The 16,266-nt window shown below is 42.8% G+C and carries 13 protein-coding genes and 1 pseudogene; all 14 read left to right on the forward strand.

Translation table 11 applies throughout. From position 1 onward, the window contains the following. Positions 1-4 precede the first annotated feature (4 nt). The 14 genes and pseudogenes from JCM19038_RS08355 (at position 5) to JCM19038_RS08410 (ending at position 16,265) form a co-directional block, all read left to right on the forward strand. Positions 5-757, forward strand: a complete 753-nt coding sequence (locus JCM19038_RS08355; protein ID WP_042416632.1) for a 3-hydroxybutyrate dehydrogenase — start codon at positions 5-7, stop codon at positions 755-757. A 55-nt stretch (positions 758-812) separates the two neighbouring features. Beyond that, positions 813-1,745, forward strand: coding sequence for a 3-hydroxyacyl-CoA dehydrogenase family protein (locus JCM19038_RS08360; protein ID WP_042416635.1), 933 nt, complete (start codon positions 813-815; stop codon positions 1,743-1,745). A gap of 289 nt (positions 1,746-2,034) precedes the next feature. Further along, positions 2,035-2,226: an S-layer homology domain-containing protein gene (locus JCM19038_RS25415; RefSeq protein WP_081831701.1), complete on the forward strand. Its 192-nt coding sequence runs from the start codon at positions 2,035-2,037 to the stop codon at positions 2,224-2,226. 10 nt (positions 2,227-2,236) lie between these two features. Continuing rightward, a complete protein-coding gene (locus tag JCM19038_RS20635; RefSeq protein WP_052361293.1) occupies positions 2,237-3,748 on the forward strand; it encodes a hypothetical protein in 1,512 nt (503 codons plus the stop codon). Continuing rightward, a pseudogene (gene ppk1, locus JCM19038_RS08370) lies at positions 3,735-5,149 on the forward strand (polyphosphate kinase 1); the annotation flags it as partial. The gene JCM19038_RS20635 and the pseudogene ppk1, both read left to right, overlap by 14 nt. 42 nt (positions 5,150-5,191) lie before the next feature. Next, positions 5,192-5,842: a phospholipase D-like domain-containing protein gene (locus tag JCM19038_RS23480; RefSeq protein ID WP_238554350.1), complete on the forward strand. Its 651-nt coding sequence runs from the start codon at positions 5,192-5,194 to the stop codon at positions 5,840-5,842. A 193-nt stretch (positions 5,843-6,035) separates the two neighbouring features. Further along, on the forward strand, positions 6,036-7,094 hold the full coding sequence (locus JCM19038_RS08375; protein WP_042416943.1) for a tartrate dehydrogenase: 1,059 nt from the start codon (positions 6,036-6,038) through the stop codon (positions 7,092-7,094). 11 nt (positions 7,095-7,105) lie between these two features. Beyond that, entirely contained in the window at positions 7,106-7,846 is a 741-nt protein-coding gene (locus tag JCM19038_RS08380) for an SDR family NAD(P)-dependent oxidoreductase (protein WP_042416638.1), read from the forward strand. A 1-nt stretch (position 7,847) separates the two neighbouring features. Beyond that, entirely contained in the window at positions 7,848-9,272 is a 1,425-nt protein-coding gene (locus JCM19038_RS08385; RefSeq protein ID WP_042416641.1) for an aldehyde dehydrogenase family protein, read from the forward strand. A 16-nt stretch (positions 9,273-9,288) separates the two neighbouring features. After that, positions 9,289-10,230 carry a bile acid:sodium symporter family protein gene (locus tag JCM19038_RS08390; protein WP_042416643.1) on the forward strand — a complete coding sequence of 314 codons (942 nt, stop codon included), beginning with the start codon at positions 9,289-9,291 and terminating at the stop codon, positions 10,228-10,230. 126 nt (positions 10,231-10,356) lie between these two features. Beyond that, a complete protein-coding gene (locus tag JCM19038_RS08395; RefSeq protein ID WP_042416646.1) occupies positions 10,357-11,679 on the forward strand; it encodes a short-chain fatty acid transporter in 1,323 nt (440 codons plus the stop codon). Between the two features lie 474 nt (positions 11,680-12,153). Beyond that, on the forward strand, positions 12,154-13,551 hold the full coding sequence (locus JCM19038_RS08400) for an MFS transporter (RefSeq protein ID WP_042416647.1): 1,398 nt from the start codon (positions 12,154-12,156) through the stop codon (positions 13,549-13,551). Positions 13,552-13,561: 10 nt separating this feature from the next. Continuing rightward, positions 13,562-15,220, forward strand: a complete 1,659-nt coding sequence (locus JCM19038_RS08405; RefSeq protein ID WP_042416649.1) for an IucA/IucC family siderophore biosynthesis protein — start codon at positions 13,562-13,564, stop codon at positions 15,218-15,220. Then, positions 15,189-16,265, forward strand: coding sequence for an IucA/IucC family siderophore biosynthesis protein (locus JCM19038_RS08410; RefSeq protein WP_042416651.1), 1,077 nt, complete (start codon positions 15,189-15,191; stop codon positions 16,263-16,265). The genes JCM19038_RS08405 and JCM19038_RS08410 overlap by 32 nt, the downstream gene beginning before the upstream one ends. Position 16,266: the final 1 nt, after the last annotated feature.

The raw sequence follows: 16,266 nt of genomic DNA on the forward strand, positions 1-16,266 counted from the left end.
CTTTATTACAGGGGCTGCGAACGGATTAGGATTAGAGATTGCGAGAACCTATGCACGAGCAGGAGCGAAAGTCGTGCTTAGTGATATGAACGAAGACGCAATCAAGACACGAGTAACTGAATTTGAAAATGCCGGTCACGACGTGATCGGGGTTGTGTGCAACGTGCAAAGTGAAGAAGACATTAAACGAGCAGTCGCACAAACGATGGAGCAATACGGTCAATTGGATATCCTCGTCAACAATGCAGGCATGCAGTACGTGTCTCCAGTGGAAGACTTCCCGACGGAGACGTTTGAGCGCATGATCGACATTATGTTGACGGGACCGTTCCGTTTAATTAAAGAAGTGTTCCCAATCATGAAAGAACAACAATATGGGCGTGTGATCAACATGGCGTCCATTAACGGTCTCATTGGCTATGCTGGGAAATCAGCATACAACAGTGCAAAACACGGGTTAATCGGTTTGACGAAAGTATCCGCCTTAGAAGGCGCAGCTCATGGCATTACAGTCAATGCGCTTTGCCCAGGTTATGTACGTACGGACCTTGTCCAAAAGCAGTTGGATGATCTTTCACAGGAGCGGAATGTGAGCGAAGAGAAAGTATTAGAAGACATCTTCTATCCGCTCATCCCGCAAAAACGTCTGCTTGAGACAGAAGAGATTGCGCACTATGCGCTATTCTTAGCGAAGGAACAGTCGAAAGGCATTACAGGTCAAGCCAATGCGATTGATGGAGGCTATACAGTTCAATAATGTTGAGACGGTCAGCTTGCTGGCCGTTTTCTTACGATGAGAGGAGATTACGACAATGAAGAAAGTTACGGTCATCGGTTCTGGCGTAATGGGGCATGGGATCGCACAGCGTGTGGCTCAGGCAAAGGTTCCGGTTGTATTATTTGATATCAATGAAGAATCGTTAGTAAAAGCCAAGTCGTTTATTGAAAGCAATTTAACGATGCAAGTGAACGAACAACTACTCAGTGAGCAAGAAAAGGAAGAAACGCTAACGTTTCTTGAGTTGTCATCTCATTTGGAGACGGCAATTCAAGAGAGTGAGCTTATCATTGAAGCGATCTCGGAGAAACTGGAGCTAAAACATGGATTGTATCGCTCACTAGAAGCACTCGTCTCACAAGAGACAGTCATCGCGTCGAATACATCAACATTTTCAATGAAAGATTTGACAGAAGGGGCAACGAACCCAGAGCGTTTCGTCGTTACACACTTCTTCAATCCGGCACAGTTTGTACCGCTCGTTGAAGTCGTTAGAGGAGATCAGACGACGGAGCATGTGGTGAATGAAACGATGACGTTCATGAAGCAGATTGGGAAGAGCCCAATCTTACTTAACAAAGACATTCCTGGGTTTGTTGCGAATCGATTGCAAGCGGCACTAGTGAGAGAGGCATTTTATCTCCTTGAAGAAGGCGTTGCGGATGCCAGAAGTATTGACCTTGCAGTAACGGATGGCCCTGGGTTTCGTTGGGGTTTTGCTGGACCACTTGAAACGGCTGATTTTGGTGGACTGGACATTTGGAAAAGCGTCGTTGAGAACCTCGCGCCTACGCTATCAGAAAACACGAAAGTTCCTGATTTCATCCAAACGGCAATTGATGAAGGGAACCTCGGTACGAAGACAACCGAAGGCATTTATTCGTATTCGAGCGACATCATTCAAGACCGCTTAGTAGAGCGAGATCAATACCTTATGCATTTAGGGAAGTTAAAACGATCAACGTAAAGTGAAAGCGTCCTGCCTAGGACGCTTTTTTTGATCGCTTTTTTAAGATTGTATAGAGAGTTTGTTAAATTTTCCGAATAGGGCAATACAATCGTTACAATAGAGACGAAGGGAAAAAACATAATAATACTTAGGATCACGCATTAATGATCCTGTAATATTATTGGTCATAACCTCGAGAGCGTGGAATCACAAGGATTTGTCAATAGCATCATGTGGGTTTTCATTCCATTCGAATTCTAGGAAGAATGCTTGAGCATACGTTTAATATGGACCTGAACAATTCGATGTGGCGCCTTTTACAGATCTTGACAATATCGATGAAGAGACACAACCTTATGTAAATATGCTTTATCGCATGAATATTTACCAAGGACGAGACGGTGTCCTCTCACCTAGCGAACGCTCATCTCGTGCACAAACTGCGGTTGTGTTCTATCGATTAATAGATGAGATGCAATCGTTACACACTACGCGTTAATAAGGGGTGAATGGCAATTGAATGCAGCATCATTACGATCAGTTCTCAAATCATGACGCTGAAAATCTATGAAAGCAAGACAAGAGTGATTGAGGAGACGTTGCAGTTCCGTGTCTCAATTGGACATGATATTTATCATGCAGGGTTAATTGAATTAACGACCTTAAAAGAAATGTGCCGAGGACTAGACGGTTTTCGGATCAAGCTTGAAGAATTCGCCATTCAAGATATGCTTGTTTTTGCTACAGCGTCAATCCGTGAAGCGGAAAACGCATTGTATGTGAAAGACTATGTGTTTAATCGAACTGGATTTTCCTGGTATTGGTTGGACAATGCGGAGGAGAGGCAATACCATCAGCTGGCGGTAGCTGAACATGTGCCTAATTATCAAGAATGGCTTAAAGAGGGCGCTTTGCTCGTTGATATTGGCAGCGGCAGTATCCAATTGACGATGTATCAACGAGAAGAACTCGTATTCTCTCAACATTTGAAACTAGGTCCGCTTCGAATTCAAGAAGTTGTGACACGGATGGAAAATCAAATTGATCGCCACCAAGATTTGATAGAAGATTATATTTTAAGTAAGATTGAAAGCTTGCAACCGACGATTGAATCTACAAAACACGTAAAGCATTTAATTGTGTTTGGCACAGATTTGAAAGCATTTAACCAATTGTTTCAAGCCTATGAACAACTAACAGTAGATCATTTCCACGAAGTTTATACACAGTTGCATGAGAAAGAGCCGAGAGCGTTTACGACGGAGTTCCAAGTGTCTAGAGCGGAGTATTTGCAACTGTTACCGTCGGTCATTATCTTGAAACTGATGCTGCAGTGGACGAATGCGTCACAATTGCATCGTTCAGGCTCGGATTTGTGTGACGGGTTAATTGCTGCACAGAATGAGCGAGCGTTACTTGCGTTCGAACAAGATTTAATGACGGCGGTATGGCGTATTGCAGAGCGCTTCCAATGCTCGAAGCTGAACAACGATGCGGTGCTACGCTATGCGACACGTTTGTTTGATCAGACGCGTGACATTCACAAGCTTTCAAATCGAGAGCGATTGTTGCTACAAGTAGCGTGTGTGTTACGGAACATTGGTAACTTAGTCTCTATGAATCATCATTACCTGCATTCGTATTATCTAATAAACGAAATGGAAGTTATCGGACTTTCAAACAAGGAGAAGCAAATTATTGCTCATTGTGTTCGCTATCATAGCAGCTTAACCCCATTAAATGACCCCTTGCACATTCAAGCTTTGCCTGAAAAACAATTGGTAATCATTGCGAAGTTAACGGCAATTCTACGTATTTCGGATGCATTAGACGATAGCCGACAACAGAAAATCACCCGTTTGAATGTGACGATTGCAAAGCAGAACGTTCATCTCGATCTTTACTCGAATGATGAAATCACGTTAGAAAGTTGGGTTTTGGCTACTAAAGCTTCTTATTTTGAAAGTGTATTTGGCATGAATTTTACGTTTAAGGAGATTCGAAGCAATGCTCTTGCATAAAAAGTACATTAATCGAGAGTTTAGTTGGCTGGCCTTTAACGAACGGGTGCTAGATGAGGCGAGAGATCGATCCAATCCATTAATGGAGCGTCTGAAGTTTTTATCGATTACGGGAAGTAACCTGGATGAGTTTTTTATGGTACGTGTTGCAACGTTGCACCATCAGATGCAAATGGCAATTTCAGATGTTGAGATTTCAGGGTTAACTGCCACACAGCAAATCGAAGGGATTTATGATTGGACACAACAAATGGTTCGTAAGCAATACAATACGTATTCCTACATGTTACTGCCTGCGTTGCGAAAACTTGGCGTATCTTTTGTATCCATTTCGGCAATGCCTCTTGAACAGCAGAAGAAACTTCATCTGTACTTTAAAAAGGAAATCTTCCCGGTGTTGACTCCGCTTGCGGTGGATTCTTCACGGCCATTTCCTTTCGTGTCTAATCAGTCGATTCATATTGCTGTGCGGCTTCAGAACAAGAACGATCCAGCGAGTCAAGTGAAGTTTGCGACGATTGAGGTTCCTTCTGTTTTGAGTCGAATCGTTCAAATTCCTTATAATGAGGCGAGGGAATGGGTGTTACTTGAAGATGTAATTCAATATTTCATGTCTGATCTGTTCCAAGGATACCGCATCATTGAAAGTTGTTGTTACCGTGTGATCCGCGATATGGACATTGAAGTTGAAGAAGGCGATGCCATTAACTTATTAAACGAGATGAAAAAGCAACTCCGCATTCGCGAGCGGGGAGAAGTGCTTCGGTTAGATATAGAAGGGTCAATTTCGGAAGAGATGCATCACGAGCTAACCCATTCGTTCTCGATTGATGAGAAGATGATCTTCACACTGCGTGGTCCAGTTGATCTAACGTTCTTACCTAAAATTGCACCGTTATTGCCTGAGGATGGATCGTTATTTTACAAAGAATATGTCCCGTATTTAGATGCAGCCCTCGATGATGGGGAGATATTTGAGCAACTCAAAAATGCAGATCATCTGTTGCATCATCCATACGAATCGTTTAAACCGATCCTAAACTTGTTGCAACAAGCGACAGACGATGACGCTGTGCTTGCCATTAAGATGACGTTGTACAGGGTATCTGGCAATTCACCGGTCATTCGTCAACTTGAACAGGCGGCAAAACGCGGGAAACAAGTGACCGTACTATTAGAATTAAAAGCTCGGTTTGATGAAGAGAACAATATCCTCTGGGCAAGGCAATTAGAGAAAGCAGGCTGTCACGTCATCTACGGCGTTTTAGGGTTAAAAACCATGCGAAGCTATTGCTTGTCGTTCGTCGTGAAAGCGATGGTATTCGCCGGTACGTCCATTTAGGAACCGGCAATTATAACGATCAAACCGCGAAGCTTTACACTGATTTAGGATTGATGACCTCAAACCGTCAATTAGGGTTTGATGTTTCCGCGTTGTTTAATATGTTATCTGGGTTTGCTGAACCGACGCTCTTTAATAAACTCATTACAGCGCCATACTCATTACGAAATCAAGTGCTTGCGTTCATCCATGCTGCAATTGATGACCAGGAGCTAGGGAGGAGTGCTACCATTGCAATGAAATTAAACTCTTTGTCTGATCAGGCAATTATTGATGCGTTGTATAAAGCATCAGCGGTAGGGGTGACAATTCGTTTACTAATTAGAGGGATCTGTTGTCTGCGTCCGAACGTGCCTGGCTTAAGCGAGAACATTGAGGTGCAATCGATCGTTGGGCGCTATTTGGAACATACGAGAATGTTTCTGTTTACGAGAGAAGTTGGAACGAACGTGTATTTATCAAGTGCTGACCTTATGGTCAGGAATTTAGATGCTCGTGTAGAAACGATGTTTCCAATTGACGACGATGCTGCAAAAACACGGATCGTCCAGTTGTTTGAAACGATGTGGTCAGATAATGTGAAGACGAGAATTTTACAAGAAGATGGTAGCTATAAACGAGTCGATAAGCGCGGGAAGAAGCCATTAGACGCACAAGTGCATTTGCAAAAAGAAGCCGAAGATCAGCGTTCCCAACAACGAAAAGAAGAACGACCGATCTACCCGTTGCGCCCGCTAAATAAGAACACGTAGTAAGAATTTGATTGCTAATAAAAACGCTCCTGTCGGGGCGTTTTTTTGATGTGAATGTAGAGTAATATAATTTTGTAGTTTAAAATTCACTATTTTATAAAAATATTAGAGGATCTACGAATTGAATCAGGAATTAGGTAATGGGAAGATTTTTTTACGAACTACAAAAGCGCTTAAAGATGAGGTGGGTAATGTGAAGAAATTCGATGTAGCTTGCATGCCAGGAGATGGTATTGGGGTAGAAGTCGTACCAGAAGCGATGCGAGTGTTGGAAGCTGTGGCAAAGATTCATGGAGGAATGACGTTTTCTTTCGATACATTTGATTGGAATTGTGATTACTACGTCAAACATGGACGCATGATGCCAGAAGACGGACTTGATCGATTGAGTCAATATGATAGCGTCTTTCTCGGTGCAATTGGGGACGTTACAAAAGTACCAGATCATATTTCGGTTTGGGAGTCGATCTTAACGATTCGCCGAGAATTCGAGCAAGTCTTGAACATTCGCCCTGCGAAGATCATTCAAGGTGTTCATTCGCCACTCGTTAATCCGAAAGAATTTGATTTGATCGTTGTTCGGGAGAACAGTGAGGGAGAGTATAGCACGGTCGGTGGGAAAATGTACAAAGGCAAAGATGAGATCGCTGTTCAGAACAACTTCTTCTCACGCCGAGCGATGAGTGAAGCGATGCACTACGCCTTTGAACTCGCCAATAAAAGAAAAGGTCACGTGACGAGTGCAACGAAGTCGAATGGGATTTACCATTCCATGCCATTTTGGGATGAAGTGTTTCAAGAAGTCTCATCTGATTATCCCGATATTCAGACGGATTCACAACATATTGATGCGCTCGTGGCGTTTTTTGTTACGGATCCGGCCAGATTCGATGTGATTGTAGCCTCCAATTTGTTTGGAGATATCCTAACAGATCTCGGAGCGGGGATTATGGGGAGTGTCGGAATCGCGCCAGCGGCAAACATTAACCTTAATGGAAAGTACCCGTCAATGTTTGAACCTGTTCACGGCTCAGCGCCTGATATTGCTGGAAAAGGAATTGCGAACCCAATTGGACAAATTTGGACGGCTAAATTGATGCTCGATCATTTCGGTGAAACCGAACTTGGGGACCTTGTTATGGATGCGATTGAGCAAGTCATTCAATCAAAACGCACGACAACAGATATCGGAGGAACGTTATCTACAAAGGAAGTAACAGAAGAAATACTATCAGAATTAAATAACAATTAAGGGGCGATTGTATGAAACTACAACAGAAAGTCATTGTCGTTACAGGAGCAAACGGAGGAATGGGTAGGCAACTTGTTGAGGATAGCTTGGCAGAAGGAGCGATTGTTGCGGGCTTCGATTTAGCAGACGAAGCGGTCGTATCAAATGAGCGCTATTTTTATCAACGTGTTGATCTTGGAGAGGAAGAGGAAGTGAATCAAGCGTTTTCGGAAGTTGTTGCACGTTACGATCATGTTGACGCGCTCGTGAATTTAGCAGGCATTGCCCAATCAGCCACCCCTCTTGAGGACGTAACATTGGATGACTGGGAACGGATTCATAAAATTAATTCAACGTCTGTTTTCTTAACGTGTAAAGCGGCAAGCCGTGTCATGAAGAAAGCGGGAAGGGGTTCAATTGTGAATGTGGCATCCGTCTCAGCAGTAAGACCACGTCCAGGGTTGAATGCATATATTGCATCCAAAGGAGCGGTTGTCTCATTTACAGAAGCGATTGCCATTGAGCTTGCGGAATATGGTGTACGAGCAAATGTCTTGCATCCAGGACCTGCTGATACGGCAATGATTAGCCAGTTTGCTGGCGTCGATCAGAACATTGATGAAGTTAAAGAGAATGTCTTCAAGAAAAGCGTTCCTTTAGGAAGACTCATTCGACCTGAAGACATTAGCACAGGGATTATCTACCTTTGCAGTGATGATGCCAGTATGGTTACTGGAACGACATTGCGAATTGACGGAGGAAGGGGGCTGTAACATGCAAAAGCCAATGTATATTAATGGCGTTTGGCAAAAGCGGGAAGAGGAACTCATCGTTTTAGATCCTGCTACGAGAGATGTGCATTATTCAGTACCAAAAGCAAGTGTTCAAGACGTAAATGAAGCGATCGAGGCGGCTCATCAAACCTTTCATTCAGAAGCGTGGCGTTCATTTAAACCGCACGAACGTGGGTATTGTCTACATAAAGTAGCAGCAGACTTACGAGAGCGTCTGCAAGAATTTGCTAAGGCTGAAACGTTAGACGTCGGGAAACCACTCAAGCAAAGTGAAGCGGATGTCGAAGCGGCAGCCCGTTATTTCGAGTATTATGCAGCGATGGCAGATAAAGTGCTCGGTGAAACGATTCCAATTGAACCGGGGATATTGGATTATACTGTACGAGAACCGCTCGGCGTTACAGCTCACATTATCCCTTGGAACTACCCGGTTCAAATTACAGCGAGAAGTGTTGCAGCTGCCATTGCGATGGGGAATACGACGGTCGTTAAGCCAGCAGAACAAACGCCGAGTACCGCTCTTTTATTAGCAGAAAGCATGGAAAAAGCAGGAATTCCAACGGGTGTCTATCACGTAGTGACGGGTACGGGTCAAGAAGCAGGACAAGCCTTAGCAAGCCACCCACTCGTTCGCCATATTGCATTCACCGGTTCAGTTAAGACCGGAAGTACGATTATGCAAACGGCTGCGAAGCAAATTACAGCAGTCACACCTGAGCTAGGTGGGAAGTCACCTCAGATCGTCTTTAGTGATTGTCACTTTGAGCAAGCCGTACAAACGGTGACGAATGCCATTACGCAAAACGCTGGGCAGACGTGTTCAGCAGGTTCACGGTTAATTATAGAAGCGTCGATAGAAGAGCGGTTTGTCGAAGCATTAAAGGCGAACTTCGAAAAGCTGAGCATCGGACCTGGCATAGAGAATTATCAGCTAGGGCCGATTATTACCGATGCGCAAGTTGAACAGATTGACGGATACATTGAACGAGCAAAAGCGGACGGAGCAACTATCATTACCGGTGGGACGAAGCAAGATGACTACTACTATCTACCAACAATCATTACGAAGATTGATGCTGGTCACCCCATTGCGCAAGAAGAAGTCTTTGGACCTGTCATCACGGTTCATCCATTCAAGACCGAAGAAGAAGCGATCGCGCTTGCGAATGGTACCGATTATGGACTCGTTACTGGAATTTGGACGAATGATATCGGGCGAGCCCACCGTATTGCAGAAGCTGCGGAATCAGGCCAAGTGTTTATTAATAACTATGGTGCTGGCGGGGGAATTCAAATGCCATTTGGCGGCTACAAACGAAGTGGTTATGGGAGAGAAAAAGGCTTAGAAGCGTTGCAAAATTACACGCAACTTAAAAACGTTGCGGTTTCGTATCGTCAATCTTAGGAATTGAGGTGTGGGTATGAGTGGCATCCAAAAATACTTTGCTTTTATCGTTGTCGCATTCAGTGTCATTGCGTTACTATACCCTCCACTGTTTAGCTGGTTAAGTCCGTACATTCCTTATTTATTAGGAGTCGTTATGTTGGCTATGGGTTTAACAATAAAGCTTAGAGATTTCTCTATTGTCTTTAAGCGACCACTTCCAATGCTTATTGGGGGGATTGGTCAATTTCTCATTATGCCACTGATTGCGTTTGGGATTGCTGTTCTTTTTCAGCTGCCACCTGAATTAGCGGCAGGACTAATTTTGGTCGGAGCATGTCCAGGAGGTACGTCTTCAAATGTAATGGTCTATCTAGCAAGAGGAGATGTTGCGTTATCGGTTGCTATGACAACAGTGTCAACAGTCATTGCACCGATTATGACGCCATTGATGATTCTGCTGTTGGCGAATCAGTGGATGCCAATTGATGCGAGCTCGATGCTTTTGTCAATCGTCCAAGTGATTATCGTTCCTGTTAGTTTAGGAATTCTTATTAACTATTTCTTTCCGAAGGTCGCAAGCCTTGGACGGACAGCTCTTCCGAACATTTCGATCTTTGCGATTGTATTGATTGTCAGTGCTATCGTTGCTGTGAATCAAGAGAACTTAATAACGGTTGGATTGCTACTATTCGTAGCTGTTATTCTTCATAACGGTTTAGGACTCTTCGTCGGTTATATCGTTGCCAAGTGGTGTGGGCTTAACGAAGAACAACGACGTACGATATCATTTGAAGTAGGGATTCAGAACTCTGGGCTTGGCGGGACACTAGCAACGTTACATTTCAGCCCATTGGCGGCTTTGCCAAGTGCGATTTTCTCAGTTTGGCAAATTATCTCGGGGCCGATCCTCGTCTCGTTTTGGAATCGAGGGAAGAAAGGAAGAGGTCGGTTAAGTTCTAAAAAGCGTATCGTCTAAATGTATCATCAAAACGCGAGTCGAAAAGTTTAGGGCTCGCGTTTTGTTATGGAGCCAGTTGTTCTTTCTATTTCAATACCGCAATGATAAGATTATTCAAAATAATAAGAAGGGGATGGCGGAATAATGTTTACTGCGCTTACAAGGTTCTCAGACAGGCTCGTACAAAGGTATTTGCCGGATGCATTTATCTTCGCATTAGTTTTAACATTGATCGTTTTTCTATTAGGAATTTTCATCACACCGAACAATCCTGTACAGATGGTACAGCTATGGGGAGATGGATTTTGGGGTTTACTAGAATTTACGATGCAAATGTCACTCATCGTTGTAACCGGTTACATATTAGCGAACACAAGTATCGTCAAATCAATTCTTGCTCGATTAGCCCTTTTTGCTAATACCCCAGGACAAGCCATCATGCTCGTTACCTTTGTTGCGTGTATCGCTTGTTTAATCAATTATGGATTTGGTCTCGTAATAGGGGCATTGTTTGCAAAGCATGTTGTACAACAAGTACCTACGGTGAATTTTCGTTTGCTTGTTGCGTCTGCATATAGTGGCATGATCGTATGGCATGGTGGCTTGTCCGGATCAATTCCATTAACAATTGCAACTCCCGGACACTTCTTGGAAGATACGATGGGAACGATTGCGATTCAGGATACATTGCTTGCTCCATTTAATATCTTTATCGTCGTTGTTCTTGTCATTATGTTGCCATTAATGAATCGTTTGCTCATGAGAGCTGCTGACAGTACAACAAAAATTGAACCAATCATAATTCAAGAAGAAGCAGCGGTGAAGGAGGAACCGTCGGAGAGTCTCACGCCGGCAGATCGCTTGGAAAACAGTCAAATCATTTCGATTGTTATTGGTGGTTTAGGACTTATATTTGTAGTCATGCATTTTATTAATAATGGATTAGATCTGAATATTAACATCGTGAACTTTGCGTTCTTGTTTCTCGGTATTCTTTTCCATCGGACACCAAGAAGGTTTTTGAAGACTGTGTCTGAAGCAGTCAAAAATGCAGGAGGAATCATCATACAATTTCCGTTTTATGCAGGAATCATGGGGATGATGGTCGGCTCTGGACTAAGTGAGATGATGTCGGTTATGTTTATAGCGATATCTACGGAGTTTACCTTTCCGCTGTTTACGTTCATTTCCGCTGGCATTGTGAATTTCTTCGTGCCTTCGGGCGGTGGTCAATGGGCGGTTCAAGGTCCAATTATGATGAGTGCTGCCTATGAAATAGGAGCGGAACCTGCGCGTGTGGCGATGGCAGTCGCGTGGGGAGATGCATGGACAAACATGATTCAGCCGTTTTGGACGTTGCCACTTCTTGCAATCGCTGGATTAAAAGTTCGTGACATTATGGGATTCTGCGTCATTATTCTTCTCTGGACGTTTTTCCCGATTGCCATTGGGTTGCTTTTGATTTAACTTATTTATTGATTCGTCGTAACTTAAACCACATTCTCTCCACTAGTTCTTACCTCAAATGAATCGATCACGTAAAAATAGACGAATGCTTGAGCTGACCTGTTTAGGACTGACTCAAGCATTCGTTTTGTTAGTTTTATGATTTCCGTCTTCGTCTCTTATCCCCTGCACTATCAATTGCTTTGGCCACATTCTCATTGTCTAAGCCTTAACCGCTTAAAACATAACACCTTTCCCTCCTATAGATCATTATCCTATTTGAATTATGGCGCAAAAGATTGATTTCCATTGGACGATAGATGTATGAAGTACTGCGTCATTTCAGCTTTATGTGCCAGAACTCATAGCTGGAAATTGAATCCAAAAGACTAATTGACAGTGATTATCATTCTCAATTAAAGTGAGAGTAGATGAAAAACAAGGAGGCGATGATCGTTAGAACGGTTAAATACGATTTCTCAAAAAGACAATAACATGACGTTACACAACAAAGAGAAACCTACGTATATAGTCGTTGCAGCTATCATTGGTACAGGATTTGCTTTAGTTGTGACCAACAGTGCATTTAATGTGCTTATTCCAGGTTTATCGAACTTGTATGAGATAAAGACATCGGAAGCAAGCTGGTTAATTACGATCTACTTGTTAGCGATGACGGTAACGATGCCAATTGCTGCGTACCTATCAAGAGTTTGGGGGAGAAAGCGATTATTTACTAGTGGAGCTCTCATCTTGTTAGCATCCTCAATATATGGCGCCTTATTCTATGATTCTTTTATTGCGATTGCCTTAGTGAGGTTGTTGCACGGCGTATCGGCAGGAATTATGATTCCCCTTTCGCTCGTTTTGCTGTTCTCTCTTTACCCGCAATCCTTTCATGGAAGGATTTCAGGACTGTGGGGGCTCGTATTAACAGCAGCGCCTGCTATCGGACCATTCTTAGGTGGCGTGCTCATAGATTTGGGTAAGTTCCACTATTTATTCTGGTTCATGGTTCCTTTTGCACTTTTTGTCAGTGTAATAGGAGTCTTGAAATTACCAGAGCAACGAGCAGTACCAAGGAAAAAGACGAGTCCATATACAATTGGCGTGTTCGCCTGTTCATTGTTATGTATCTGCTTAGGATTACAGCTGATGAGCACGGCAAACCTTACGTATTGGCTGCCATATCTTTTCTTAATTCTAGGAATTGGTCTACTGTATCTATTTTTAAGAAATCAGAGAAATGCTTCTGAACCTATGATTGCCTTGCACTTGTTTCGGAATCGACTATACACAGCGTCGGTCGTCATTGTGACCGTACAACATTCAGTCATGTTCGGTGTATTAATTCTATTTCCCCTCATGATGCAAGATGTATTTTCTTACAGTGCAAGTGTTACTGGTGCACTGTATATCCCTGCAGCAATCTTTGCGAGTCTTTTTGCTTGGTATGGAGGGCGAAAGATTGATCAACAATCGATGTCTTTTGTCAAAATAGGCATTCTACTAACCGCACTTTCAGTCCTATTTCTAGCGTTCGTTCCAACTCATGCACCTTTATTTGTATTGATTGTCATTATGGCTATTCGGGGAATTGGAATGGGTCTATCGAACTCACCCGTCGTAACGATTGGTCTGCATGCACTTGAAGAGAAAGATTGGCACGATGGATCGGCGTTATCCAATACGTTGAAGCGGCTTTCATCGATGGTCATGGTTATCTTCATAACGATGTACTTTGATTTAAGGTGGGCTGCCCTTGAGTCATCAATGCCTGTAACGGAGGCTAAATGGCAAGCGCTTCAAGAGCTCTGGCTGTTACTCGGATTTCTAATGATCGTGACGTTACCGTTAACCAAAGTTATCACAAATCGAACGAAAACTAGGTGAGGAGATAACGATGAATCGTAATCCATGGACGTATGCAGACGAACATACGTGTAAAACATTGCTTAATTGTTACCTAAGAGAATGTGAAGGCACGTTTATTTATAACCAAGAAAATCACTACTATGAAATTCCATTCCCAGCAAGTGGAGCAACAATTACTGGGAAGTTAACGTACTATTCAGCAATGGGAGAACACGAATATCAAAGCTACTTCATCAAACACCAACGTATTGATTATATGGATATTGCTTCTTTAATCGTAAAAGAATTAGCATCGAGCCATTCGACACTCTCGCAATCTGAGAAAATGGTATTTCTAAAAAAAGTGAGCAATAGTTTTCATAAGCTCAACATTTTCCTTAATCAAATGAACGATCGACCGGTTCATGATTACATTAGTTCAGAACAATCTCTCATTCACGGTCACCCTTTTCATCCTTTCCCAAAAAACCGTGAAGGGTTCTACGCAGAAGAAATTGACCGCTACAGCCCGGAATGCCACTCAGCCTTTCAGCTTGGTTATGTGGCTGTGAAAGAAGATGCCTATGTTGAAAAATGGGTCCACGAAAAGGTTCAATTCCCAGATCCGGTAATGAAAGAGGTGAAACGACATTTAGGCGACCAATATGATGACTATCGGGTTTTACCGATGCACCCTTGGCAGTATGAACACGTTCAACGTGTGCCAGAGATTAAAGTGGCAATACGCGAAGGTACACTACAATTTTTAGGGAAGTTCGGACCGATGGCATATCCTACATCTTCAGTGCGAACGGTGTATGTGCCTGCGATGACATGCAATTTGAAATTGCCATTAGATGTGCAAATTACGAACTTGAAGCGTAACAACACTGTGGAGCAGATGAGACGAACGCTTCAAGCGACCCGCTATTTAATGGACAATAAGTGTTTCTTTGACGAACCGTACACGCAAATTTCATATGAAACAGCGACAGCATCCTGTCACTTTGATGATGAAAAGTTAAAATCAATGTTCACGTATGCATATCGGCCCGTAAACTTTGATACGAGTCGGACGATGATTGCGTCTAGTTTAGTTGAATGGAATCCGTCAACGGACTGTTACCAATTGGAACAAGTTGTTGGAGGAATTGATATAGAAGATTGGTTTGTACGGTATTTAGAGATTTCATTAGTACCAATTGTCCGCTTAATTGAAGATAAGGGCGTGCACTTTGAAGCTCATTTACAAAATTGTCTTGTCACATTGGACGATGGGCTACCTGTTCAATTCATCATTCGGGACCTTGAAGGTGTAAGTGTTGAACGAGAGAAAGCAACGTACGTTGATGCCGATGATGAGCATTCCTATTTGTTTTATTCTACTCAAGCAGCAAGGGAGAGAACGATTTATTATTTCTTCGTTAATCATCTAGGTTCTTTAATTCATGTCGTTGCGCAATTATGCAACGTGTCCGAGCAGAAGATTTGGCAACGGGTCGATGAAGTTTTGGACAGAGAATATAAGCAGACGAACAATCAATTTGTAAAACAGGTACGTGAATCAGAATCATTTATTGCGAAGACAAACATGGTTAGCTGTTTATTGAGTAAAGGAGAAACGCCATCATTTGTGCGCGTCAACAATGTCATGCACACCACACGGAGGGATTTAGATGTACCAAAACAACCTGTTGAAATCCAATAACCGTAATCTACCGGGAGAAGTAAGAGACCGGATCATGCGCCAAACGTTAGAAGCTCTTTTGTTTGAGGGAATCGTATCGTATGCGCATACGAATGGTGATTGGGCCGTTTACGGAGAAAATGAAGAAGGGTCCAAGGTCATCTATACGTTTAAGACTACTCAAAAGCATTCGTTTCATCGGATAAAAATTGATCCTTATTCGATTAAGCGCAACGACGAAACGTGTGAAGATTTATATGTCTTTCTCGAAGAGTTGATTCAGAATCAATTCCATGAGAATCAAGCTTCCTCGTTCATCCGGGAGTTGCTTGAAACGTATGCAAAGGATGCACAAGCGTTACGAGTACAGCAAGAACCTCAACGAGTAAATTCACTTTCCTTTGATGATATTGAAAGTCTTCTTATCGAAGGTCATCCGTATCATCCGAGTTATAAATCACGAATGGGGTTTTCATTAGAAGATAATGAACGTTACGGGCCTGAATTTAATCAATCGATTTTCCCGTTTTGGCTCGCAGTACATCAAGATTTTGTAAAAGCAACCAAACTCGCAGCATTTGATTGGCAAGAACTTTTGGACGAACACCTTCCTCTTGAGGATCAGCAGCGATTTATAAAGTACATCGAAGATTCAGGACAAGCACCTGAAGAGATGTATTGGATTCCTGTCCACCCGTGGCAATGGGAGAATGATTTACAATCAAAGTTTCTCCAAGCGATAGAAAATCATAGTGTTGTGTTATTAGGTCGTTCATCGGTTTCTTACCAAGCCCATCAATCTCTACGTTCGTTAACGAATAGAAATTATTCTGAGTCGACGTATCTAAAACTTCCGTTAAACATCACCAATACATCATCCAGCCGAATATTAGCGAGTCACACTATCCAAAACGCCGCAAAGATTAGTGAGTGGCTACATTCCATCATTGACGAGGACCCGTACTTTAAAGATGATTCATTCAATATTTTACGTGAGGTCGCAGGGACTGCTTTCGAATATAAAAAGCGACTCAACTTGAACAAAAGCAACTATACGGGAACTTAGG

The organism is Geomicrobium sp. JCM 19038, assembly GCF_000698125.1.
Lineage (GTDB): Bacteria > Bacillota > Bacilli > Bacillales > Marinococcaceae > Geomicrobium_A.

What these genes read in the sequence shown, in the direction of transcription:
- JCM19038_RS08360 (WP_042416635.1), top strand. Translation starts at nt 813, where the DNA reads ATGAAGAAAGTTACGGTCATCGGTTCTGGCGTAATGGGGCATGGGATC.
- JCM19038_RS20635 (WP_052361293.1), top strand. Translation starts at nt 2,237, where the DNA reads ATGGCAATTGAATGCAGCATCATTACGATCAGTTCTCAAATCATGACG.
- JCM19038_RS23480 (WP_238554350.1), top strand. Translation starts at nt 5,192, where the DNA reads ATGTTATCTGGGTTTGCTGAACCGACGCTCTTTAATAAACTCATTACA.
- JCM19038_RS08380 (WP_042416638.1), top strand. Translation starts at nt 7,106, where the DNA reads ATGAAACTACAACAGAAAGTCATTGTCGTTACAGGAGCAAACGGAGGA.
- JCM19038_RS08385 (WP_042416641.1), top strand. Translation starts at nt 7,848, where the DNA reads ATGCAAAAGCCAATGTATATTAATGGCGTTTGGCAAAAGCGGGAAGAG.
- JCM19038_RS08390 (WP_042416643.1), top strand. Translation starts at nt 9,289, where the DNA reads ATGAGTGGCATCCAAAAATACTTTGCTTTTATCGTTGTCGCATTCAGT.
- JCM19038_RS08395 (WP_042416646.1), top strand. Translation starts at nt 10,357, where the DNA reads ATGTTTACTGCGCTTACAAGGTTCTCAGACAGGCTCGTACAAAGGTAT.
- JCM19038_RS08400 (WP_042416647.1), top strand. Translation starts at nt 12,154, where the DNA reads ATGACGTTACACAACAAAGAGAAACCTACGTATATAGTCGTTGCAGCT.
- JCM19038_RS08405 (WP_042416649.1), top strand. Translation starts at nt 13,562, where the DNA reads ATGAATCGTAATCCATGGACGTATGCAGACGAACATACGTGTAAAACA.
- JCM19038_RS08410 (WP_042416651.1), top strand. Translation starts at nt 15,189, where the DNA reads ATGTACCAAAACAACCTGTTGAAATCCAATAACCGTAATCTACCGGGA.